Annotated in this window: 6 protein-coding genes, 2 tRNA genes and 1 other RNA gene; 7 read left to right on the top strand and 2 right to left on the bottom strand. The window is 42.5% G+C overall.

Translation table 11 applies throughout. The features are described from left to right. Positions 1–10 precede the first annotated feature (10 nt). The 5 genes from HMPREF9074_RS03500 (at position 11) to HMPREF9074_RS03480 (ending at position 6240) form a co-directional block, all read left to right on the top strand. Positions 11–83, top strand: a tRNA-Lys gene (locus HMPREF9074_RS03500). Between the two features lie 18 nt (positions 84–101). Continuing rightward, positions 102–185 (top strand) — tRNA-Leu (locus HMPREF9074_RS03495). Between the two features lie 231 nt (positions 186–416). Then, on the top strand, positions 417–1700 hold the full coding sequence (locus tag HMPREF9074_RS03490; protein WP_009391070.1) for a citrate synthase: 1284 nt from the start codon (positions 417–419) through the stop codon (positions 1698–1700). Between the two features lie 18 nt (positions 1701–1718). Next, positions 1719–3932 (top strand): NADP-dependent isocitrate dehydrogenase, encoded by a 2214-nt coding sequence (locus HMPREF9074_RS03485; RefSeq protein ID WP_009391069.1) that lies wholly within the window; start codon positions 1719–1721, stop codon positions 3930–3932. 43 nt (positions 3933–3975) lie between these two features. Continuing rightward, positions 3976–6240 carry an aconitate hydratase gene (locus tag HMPREF9074_RS03480; RefSeq protein WP_009391061.1) on the top strand — a complete coding sequence of 755 codons (2265 nt, stop codon included), beginning with the start codon at positions 3976–3978 and terminating at the stop codon, positions 6238–6240. A 54-nt stretch (positions 6241–6294) separates the two neighbouring features. Here the strand turns inward: HMPREF9074_RS03480 and HMPREF9074_RS03475 are convergent, their stop codons facing one another. Beyond that, entirely contained in the window at positions 6295–8142 is a 1848-nt protein-coding gene (locus tag HMPREF9074_RS03475) for a DNA topoisomerase IV subunit B (protein WP_009391060.1), read from the bottom strand. A 268-nt stretch (positions 8143–8410) separates the two neighbouring features. On the opposite strand from HMPREF9074_RS03475, the gene HMPREF9074_RS03470 reads away from it, so the two are divergent. Further along, entirely contained in the window at positions 8411–9253 is an 843-nt protein-coding gene (locus HMPREF9074_RS03470; protein ID WP_009391058.1) for a transketolase, read from the top strand. A gap of 105 nt (positions 9254–9358) precedes the next feature. Continuing rightward, positions 9359–9664: RNase P RNA component class A (gene rnpB / locus HMPREF9074_RS11750), an RNA gene on the top strand. Positions 9665–9733: 69 nt separating this feature from the next. On the opposite strand, the gene HMPREF9074_RS12815 is transcribed toward rnpB, so the two are convergent. Beyond that, positions 9734–9909 (bottom strand): T9SS type B sorting domain-containing protein (locus HMPREF9074_RS12815; protein ID WP_198133040.1); only part of this gene is annotated, 176 nt, incomplete at its 5' end.

Raw genomic sequence — 9909 nt, 5'->3', positions numbered from 1 at the left:
TTTATTTGATGACTTGGTAGCTCAGTTGGTAGAGCACAACACTTTTAATGTTGGGGTCCTGGGTTCGAGCCCCAGCCAGGTCACATTTTTTAATGTTAGTAGCCTACGTGGAGAAATTGGTAGACTTGCCATCTTGAGGGGGTGGTGCTCGTTAGGGCGTGCTGGTTCGAATCCAGTCGTAGGCACATTGCTACTCCATAATATGGCTTATTTATAAAATAAAGACTTTGAGAAAGTTGAAACTTTTTTAAGGTCTTTTTCTTTTAATCTTTCGACTTTTGTCTTCCATACTTCTTATTTTACACTCTCTTTTTCATTTTTAACATTTATCAGCTTTTTTGTTAAAAAAAACAAGTTTTCTTGTGCGTTTAATTTTCTTTTTATAACTTTGCGAAAGAATTTAAAACTAATAGACTATGGAACGTACAGCCAAATTAATCTTTGAAGGAAAAGAATTTGAATTTCCTATTGAAGTAGGAACTGAAAACGAAAAAGCTATCAACATTGAGAAGCTACGTGCCCTCACGGGGCTTATTACTTTAGATTCGGGGTATAAAAATACTGGATCTTGTAAGAGTGCCATCACTTTCTTAGATGGCGAGCGCGGTATATTGCGCTATCGCGGCTATAACATTGAAGATTTGGCAGCCAATGCCGAGTTTTTAGAGGTAGCCTATCTGCTTATCTTTGGCGAACTCCCTACTGCTGAAGAGTACGACCACTTCAAAAAAACCATTCACAAGTACACTATAGTGCACGAGGATATGCGCCACATTATTGATGGCTTTCCTAGATCAGCACACCCTATGGGGGTACTCTCTTCGGCTACTAGTGCACTTACCGCTTTCAATCCTGTGCCTGTGAATGTGAAATGTAATAAAGATGTGTATCAAGCTGTCTGCAAGGCTATCGCTAAATTTACCATTATCGCTACGTGGGTGTACCGCAAACGCGAAGGATTACCTCTGAATTATTACAAAAATTCTACGGGGTATATAGAAAATATCTTGCGTTTGTTCTTCGAAATCCCTTCTGAGGAGTACTCTATCAATCCTACTATAGTAAGCGCGCTAAACAAGCTGCTTATACTACACGGCGACCACGAACAAAACTGCTCGACTTCTACCGTGCGCTTAGTAGGTTCGTCGGAAGCAGGACTTTTTGCAAGTATTTCATCGGGGGTTTCTGCCCTATGGGGACGTCTGCACGGAGGAGCTAACCAAGCGGTGATAGAGATGCTTGAAGAGATAAAAGCTGACGGAGGCGGCGTAGATAAGTTTATCAACAAAGCTAAAGACAAAAACGACCCATTTAGATTAATGGGCTTCGGACACCGCGTGTATAAGAACTTCGACCCACGTGCTAAAATCATCAAAAAAGCAGCTGATGATGTACTACACGCTTTAGGTATAGACGACCCTATTTTTGACATTGCTAAACATTTGGAAAAAGTGGCCTTAGAAGATGAATACTTCAAAAGTCGTAACCTCTACCCTAATGTAGATTTCTACTCTGGTATTATCTACAAAGCATTGGGTATGCACTTAGAGATGTTTACGGTGCTCTTCGCCATCGGAAGACTCCCTGGTTGGATTGCACAATGGAAAGAAATGAGGCAAGGAGGCGAGCCTATAGGCAGACCTCGCCAAATATACACTGGTGCTAAAGAAAGAGCCTTTGTAGCTTTAGACAAACGATAACCCAAAGCCTCTAAAATTATGAAGCAAATCATCTATACCCAAACAGACGAAGCTCCTTTTTTAGCTACTCATTCGCTATTGCCTATTATTCAGCGATTTTGCCAATCGTCAGATGTACATTTTGAACTAAAAGACATCTCGCTGGCAGGGCGTATTTTGGCAGCTTTCCCTGATTTTTTAAAGGAAGAACAGAGAGTGGAAGATGCGCTACAGCAGCTGGGCGAATTGGCTAAAAAGCCTGAAGCTAATATTATCAAGCTGCCCAATATCAGTGCCTCTGTACCACAGCTAAAAGCAGCTATAGCCGAGCTACAAGCACAGGGCTATGCGCTGCCTGACTATCCTGAAGAAGCAATTTCGGAAGTAGAGAAAAGCATCAAAGAGCGATATGATAAGGTGAAAGGTAGTGCTGTAAATCCTGTGCTAAGAGAGGGTAACTCTGACAGGCGAGCCCCTAAGGCAGTAAAGCAATACGCCAAAACACACCCACATAGTATGGGAGCGTGGGAAAGCCTCTCAAAAACGGCTGTTGCTACTATGCAGGAAGGCGATTTCTACCATAACGAGCAGTCCGTAACCTTTGATAAAGCTGATAAAGTACGCATTGAACTACACACCTCCCAAGGGAAGGTAATCAGTATGAAAACTGATATAGCGGTACAAGCCAAAGAGATTATTGATGCTACCCTAATGAGCAAAAAAGCGTTACTTTCTTTCTATAAAGAACAATTTGCTCGTGCTAAAAAAGAAGGTCTTTTGTTATCATTGCACCTAAAAGCTACGATGATGAAAGTGTCAGACCCTATCCTTTTTGGTTATGCCGTCGAAACCCTCTTTGCCCCCATACTCAGTAAGTATGCCGACACCTTTAAGGCTATAGGGGTGAATGTACGCAATGGCCTTTCAGACTTACTGACAAAAGTAAGCACCTTGCCTGCTGATACACAGAAAGCTATACAACACGACCTAGATGAAGTATGGGCTAACGCTCCTGCTATTGCAATGGTAAATTCGGAAAAAGGCATCAGTAACCTACACTACCCTAACGATGTGATAGTAGATGCCTCAATGCCTGCTATGATACGCAATTCGGGCAAAATGTGGAACGCAGAAGGCAAAGCACAAGATACCTTAGCTGTATTGCCCGACAGCAGTTACGCTGGCATTTACCAAGTAGTGATAGACTTTTGTAAGGAGCACGGTGCTTTTGACCCACGCACAATGGGCTCGGTAGCCAACGTAGGACTAATGGCACAGAAAGCTGAAGAGTACGGCTCGCACGACAAAACCTTTGAAGTGCCTGAAGAAGGAGAAATGCAAGTAATTGGTGAGAGTGGCACTATATATTTATCGCAACGTGTAGCTGCGGGCGACATCTGGCGTATGTGTATGGTGAAAGATGCTCCGGTAGAAGATTGGGTAAAGCTTGCGGTGAAACGCGCTAAAGCTACTAATACCCCTGCTATCTTCTGGCTTGATGCAAAACGAGCTCACGATGCTGAACTTATCAAGAAAGTGAAGCAGTACCTTAGCAAGTGTGATACGGAAGGGTTAGATATACAAATACTCGCTCCTGAAGCTGCCATACTCTTTACCTTAGAGCGTACTAAAAAAGGCGAGGATACTATATCAGTAACCGGCAATGTTTTGCGCGATTACCTTACTGATTTATTCCCTATCTTAGAATTAGGCACGAGTGCTAAAGTACTTTCGATAGTACCGTTAATGAACGGAGGGGGATTGTTTGAAACAGGTGCTGGAGGTTCTGCCCCTAAATTAGCAGAACAGCTTTTTGCTGAAAATCACCTGCGCTGGGATTCGTTAGGCGAGTTTTTAGCTTTAGGTGCCTCATTAGAGCATTTTGCTACTACCTATCAGAATACAAAAGCATTGGTGTTAGCCCAAACCCTTGATGAGGCAACGGGTAAAGTATTGGAGAACAACCGCTCACCAGAGTCGGCAGTAGGTACTTTAGACAATAGAGGAAGTCATTTTTACTTAGCTCTCTATTGGGCTGAAGCCTTAGCTGCTCAAAAACAAGACAAAGCATTAGCTGAAGAGTTTGCCCCCATAGCTAAAGCCCTTGCTACAAACGAAAAGGCTATCATAGCTGAACTGACAACAGTACAAGGGCAAAAAATAGACTTACACGGCTATTATCACCCTAGTACAAAGCGCACTTCGGCAGTAATGCTTCCTAGCAGTACTTTTAGGAGTATTTTAGGACTATAAGACAACTACAAAAAACACTAATAACAACTTAAAACTAACTATTATGGCATTTGACATTGAAATGATCAAAAAGGTATATGCCCATATACCCAAAAGAGTAGATAAAGCACGAGAAATAGTAGGAAGACCACTAACATTAGCTGAAAAAATACTATATGCACACCTATGGGAGGCTACCCCACAGAAAGCCTTTGAACGCGGCAAAGATTATGTAGATTTTGCCCCAGACCGCATAGCCTGTCAGGACGCTACTGCGCAAATGGCACTACTGCAATTTATGCACGCGGGTAGTGCAAAGGTAGCCGTACCCACTACAGTACACTGCGACCACCTTATTCAGGCAAAAGTAGGTGCTGCCACCGACCTTAAGGTAGCTACTGAACAATCTAAAGAAGTATTTGACTTCCTTTCGTCAGTATCGAATAAGTACGGCATCGGGTTTTGGAAACCTGGAGCCGGTATTATTCACCAGATTGTATTAGAGAACTACGCTTTCCCTGGGGGAATGATGATAGGTACCGACTCGCACACCGTAAATGCAGGTGGTTTAGGTATGCTGGCAATAGGCGTAGGAGGTGCTGATGCTGTAGATGTAATGGCAGGAATGGCGTGGGAACTTAAATTCCCTAAACTGATAGGAGTAAAACTGACCGGAAAACTCAGTGGATGGACAGCCCCTAAAGATGTTATCCTAAAAGTAGCTGACCTGCTAACTGTAAAAGGAGGCACTGGAGCTATAGTAGAATACTTTGGTGAGGGTGCTCAATCGTTGTCGTGCACTGGTAAAGGTACCATTTGCAATATGGGTGCTGAAATAGGAGCTACAACCTCTACTTTTGGCTATGATGATGCTATGCGTCGCTATCTGCGTGCCACTGGTAGAAAAGAAGTAGTAGAAGCTGCTGACAAGATTGCCCCTTACCTAACTGCCGACCCTGAAGTATATGCCAACCCAGAAAAGTACTTTGACCAACTGATAGAAATCGACCTAAACACACTCGAACCTTATATCAATGGGCCTTTCACCCCTGATAGAGGTACCCCTGTATCTAAAATGAAAGAAGTGGCTAAAGAAAACGGTTGGCCCATAAAAGTAGAATGGGGATTGATAGGCTCTTGTACCAACTCATCATACGAAGATTTGACCCGTGCTGTATCAGTAGTTAAGCAAGCGGCTGCCTTAGGTATTACACCTCAAGCCTCTTTTGGTATCAACCCTGGTTCTGAGCAAATACGTTATACAGTACAGCGTGATGGCATCATAGAAGCTTTTGAACAATTAGGCACTAAAGTTTTTACTAATGCTTGTGGCCCTTGTATAGGGCAGTGGAGTCGTGAGGGGGCTGAAAAACAAGAGAAGAACACCATAGTACACTCTTTTAACCGCAACTTCTCTAAACGTGCTGACGGCAACCCTAATACTCACGCTTTTGTAGCCTCACCTGAAATGGTAGCTGCTCTTGCCATAGCTGGTAGGTTAGACTTCAACCCTATAACTGACAGCCTACTCAACAACAAAGGAGAAGCTGTTAGGTTTGCCCCACCAGAAGGAGAAGAGTTACCCGCTAAAGGGTTTTCGGTAGACGACCCTGGTTATCAGGCTCCAGCTGCTGATGGTAGCCAAGTGCAGGTGATAGTATCGCCTACTTCTTCGCGCTTGCAATTGCTCTCGCCTTTCCCTGCTTGGGACGGCAAGAACATCACAGGAGCAAAGCTACTTATCAAGGCTCAAGGCAAATGCACTACTGACCACATATCGATGGCAGGACCTTGGCTGAAGTATAGAGGGCATTTAGACAATATCTCTAACAATATGCTTATAGGAGCTGTAAATGCCTTTAATGGTAAGACTAACTATGTGAAAAACCAGTTGACGGGCGAGTATAACGAAGTACCTAAAGTGCAACGAGCCTACAAGGCAGCAGGTATCCCCAGCATAGTAGTAGGTGACCAAAACTACGGTGAGGGCTCCTCTAGAGAACACGCTGCTATGGAGCCACGCCATTTAGGGGTAAAAGCAGTATTAGTAAAGTCGTTTGCGAGAATTCACGAGACTAACCTGAAGAAACAAGGTATGTTAGCCCTCACCTTTGCTAATGAGGCTGATTATGACAAAATACAAGAAGACGATGTAATCAACTTTTTAGACCTTACTGATTTTGCACCTAATAAGCCTTTGCACTTAGAATTCGTACATAGTGATGGTAGCAAAGATATAATAAAATGCCTCCATACCTATAACGACTCGCAAATAGCTTGGTTTAGAGCTGGTAGTGCTCTAAACTTAATTGCAGCAAAAAGTAAATAATTCATAGCATATCAACGAAAAAGAGCCTTGCAAATGGTTTTGCAAGGCTCTTTTTTATTCAAAATTATCAATCTCTACTTTCAAGTTGTTAATGATAAAATCTTGTCGGTCGGGGGTGTTTTTGCCCATATAAAAATCTAAAAGCTGTTCGATATGAATGGTTTTGTCGAGCATTACAGGATCTAAACGAATGTCTTCGCCTATAAAATCTTTAAACTCATCTGGAGAAATTTCGCCCAACCCCTTAAAGCGAGTTATTTCTGGTTTCCCTTTGAGCTTCGCTATAGCAGCTTGCTTTTCTTCTTCACTATAACAATATATTTTCTCATTCTTATTGCGGACACGGAAAAGAGGCGTTTGCAGTATATACAAATGTCCTTCTTTGATAATCTCGGGGAAAAACTGCAAAAAGAAAGTGGTAAGTAGCAAGCGGATGTGCATTCCGTCGACATCGGCATCGGTGGCAATGACAATGTTATTATAACGGAGATCATCCATAGAGTCTTCAATATTTAAAGCAGCTTGCAAGAGGTTAAACTCCTCGTTTTCATAGACTATCTTCTTTGTCATTCCGTAGGTATTCAGAGGCTTACCTCGCAACGAAAAGACCGCTTGGGTATTGACATCGCGGGACTTAGTGATAGAGCCCGAAGCCGAATTTCCCTCTGTAATAAACAGCGTACTCTGTAAATTGCGTTTGTCTTTTGTATCTGTAAGATGTATGCGGCAATCGTTTAGTTTTTTATTGTGTAAGTTTGCTTTTTTAGCTCTTTCTTTAGCTAATTTTCTGATACCAGCAAGGTCTTCACGTTCGCGTTGCGCTTCCATAATTTTGCGCAAAATAGCATCAGCTACTTCGTTGTTCTTATGTAGATAATCATCTAAATGACGGGTTACAAAATCGTTGATATAGGTGCGCACTGAGGGCATCCCCTCGCCCATTTCGGTAGAACCAAGCTTTGTTTTGGTTTGGCTTTCGAATACAGGCTCCATCACTTTGATAGAAAGCCCTGCGATGATAGACTTGCGCACATCGGAAGGGTCGAAGTTCTTTTTATAAAAATCGCGGATGGTCTTTACATATGCCTCTTTGAAAGCATTGAGGTGCGTACCCCCTTGTGTAGTGTTTTGTCCGTTTACAAAAGAATAATACTCCTCGCTGTACTGGGTTTTGCTATGCGAAATAGCCACCTCGATATCCTCGCCTTTGAGGTGAATGATTGGATAAAGGAAATCCTCTTCGTTATTGTTTTCGGTGAGGAGGTCTTTGAGTCCGTTTTCGGAATAGTATTTTTCGCCGTTATAATTAATCGTAAGCCCAGGGTTGAGGTATACGTAGTTTTTGAGCATACGCACTACGTATTCGTTGCGAAATTTGAAGTTTTTGAAAATGGTATCATCAGGAATAAAAGCAACACTCGTCCCTCGTCTTTTCTGAGTTTCTTCTATCGGAGACTCTTCTTTAATAATTCCCCTTTCAAAAGAAGCTGACTTAGTTTGGTTGTCGCGTACTGATTCGACTTTAAAATAAGACGAAAGAGCATTTACTGCCTTAGTACCCACCCCATTAAGTCCGATAGACTTTTTGAAAGCACGCGAATCGTACTTGCCCCCAGTATTCATTTTAGAGACTACATCGACTACCTTGCCCAAAGGAATACCGCGCCCATAGTCGCGTACTTCTACCTTATTATCACTGATTTTTACATCGATAGTCTTTCCGGCACCCATAATAAACTCGTCTATACTGTTATCGAGTACCTCTTTGAGAAGTACGTAGATACCATCATCGGCAGAAGAGCCATCGCCGAGCTTTCCGATATACATACCGGGGCGCAAACGCACGTGCTCTAAGGGGTCGAGCGTTTGGATACTGTCTTCGTCATATCTTATTTCTTCCATAATGATTTTTATATGTTCGGGGGGCAAAGATACGAACTAATTTGCCAATTTGCCAACTTGCTAATGAGATTTTTTGCCTAATAAGTCGTTTATTAGACAATTATTCTTCGCTCATTTATTGCTAATCCTTCGCTAATTGTTCGCTCTTCCTATATCCTTCCTATATCGATTGTATAGGGAAGATGGCTGGAGAATTTTTTTCTAAGTTTTGCATTTACCAAAGAAAGTTGTATCTTTGTGGCATCAAATTATAAAACGATAAAAAACGATGAATACCCAACAACTTACTGACCTTACTACCCAAGTGCGTAGGGATATATTGCGAATGGTACACAAGGTAAATTCGGGACACCCTGGTGGCTCTTTGGGCTGCGCTGAGTTCTTAGTATGCTTGTACAACGAGGTGATGGACTTTAAACTGCCTTTTAGTATGGATGGCAAAGATGAAGACCTTTTCTTCCTTTCTAACGGACATATTTCGCCTGTATTCTACAGTGTGCTGGCTCGTAGAGGGTTCTTCCCTATAAAAGAACTCAACACTTTTCGCTTGCTTAATTCGCGTTTGCAAGGACACCCTACTCCGCACGAAGGTTTGGAGGGCGTACGTGTGGCTTCGGGCTCTTTAGGACAAGGGCTTTCGGTAGCTATAGGAGCGGCTTTGGCTAAGAAACTAAACGGCGATAAGCATTTGGTTTATACCCTACACGGCGATGGCGAGCTACAGGAAGGACAGATATGGGAGGCGGCAATGTACGCTGGTGGCAAAGGGGTGGATAACCTCATCGCTACGGTTGATTACAACCAAAAACAGATTGATGGTCCTACTGATAAGGTACTGCCTTTGGGTGACCTTCGCGCTAAATGGGAAGCCTTTGGTTGGCAGGTAATCGATATTGAAAAGGGCAACGATATTAGTGCTATCTTGAAAGGTTTGGCGGAAGCTAAAGCGCTGACTGGCAAAGGGAAACCTGTTTGTATTTTGCTACATACCGAAATGGGTAATGGTGTAGATTTTATGATGGGTACTCACGCTTGGCACGGCAAGGCTCCTAATGACGAACAATTAGCGAAAGCTCTGGCTCAGAATGCTGAAACGTTGGGAGATTACTAATTTGTCGATTTGCCGATTTGCAGATTTGTCGATTAGCAGATTAGAAATTGACATTTATGAAAAACCTAATCAAAAGTATATAGGGTTAAGTTAAGAATTATAAAAAGAGCAAATCAGCTTATCGCTACTAAGGTAGAGGAAAGTCTGGACACCACAGAGCATCATAGCGGGTAACGCCCGTCCGCCGCGAGGCGAGGACAAGTGCAACAGAAAGAATGTATGGGTAATGCCATAGTGAAATCAGGTAAACTCTATGAGGTGCAACGCCGCGTAAACCAGCGTTTGAGGGTTGCTCGCCCAATTGTTGGAGGGTAGGCGGTTAGAGCTAATGAGCAATTATTAGTCGAGATAAATGATAAGCACTTATCATTACTGATAAGAACAGAATCCGGCTTATGATTTGCTCTTTTTTATTGAAATACAAAAAAAGAGGCTGTCATCGTAATGATGACAGCCTCTTTTTGCATTTATTAGGTTTTCCTATCGTTTAAGATATAACCAACCTACTTCGCTTCGTTTTTGTCTATTCTCATCGACGTATTCGATGACATAATAGTAAGTACCTTGTGGTAACTTATCAGAAGTTTCTACTACTACCCTACCATTAGAGAAGCCTCTAAATACGCGAGTTACGTTGTTATAACCTTCTGCTTCAA

It is taken from the genome of Capnocytophaga sp. oral taxon 329 str. F0087, from assembly GCF_000213295.2.
Taxonomy (GTDB): Bacteria; Bacteroidota; Bacteroidia; order Flavobacteriales; family Flavobacteriaceae; genus Capnocytophaga; species Capnocytophaga leadbetteri_A.
This window is presented reverse-complemented; position numbering and strand designations above follow the sequence as displayed.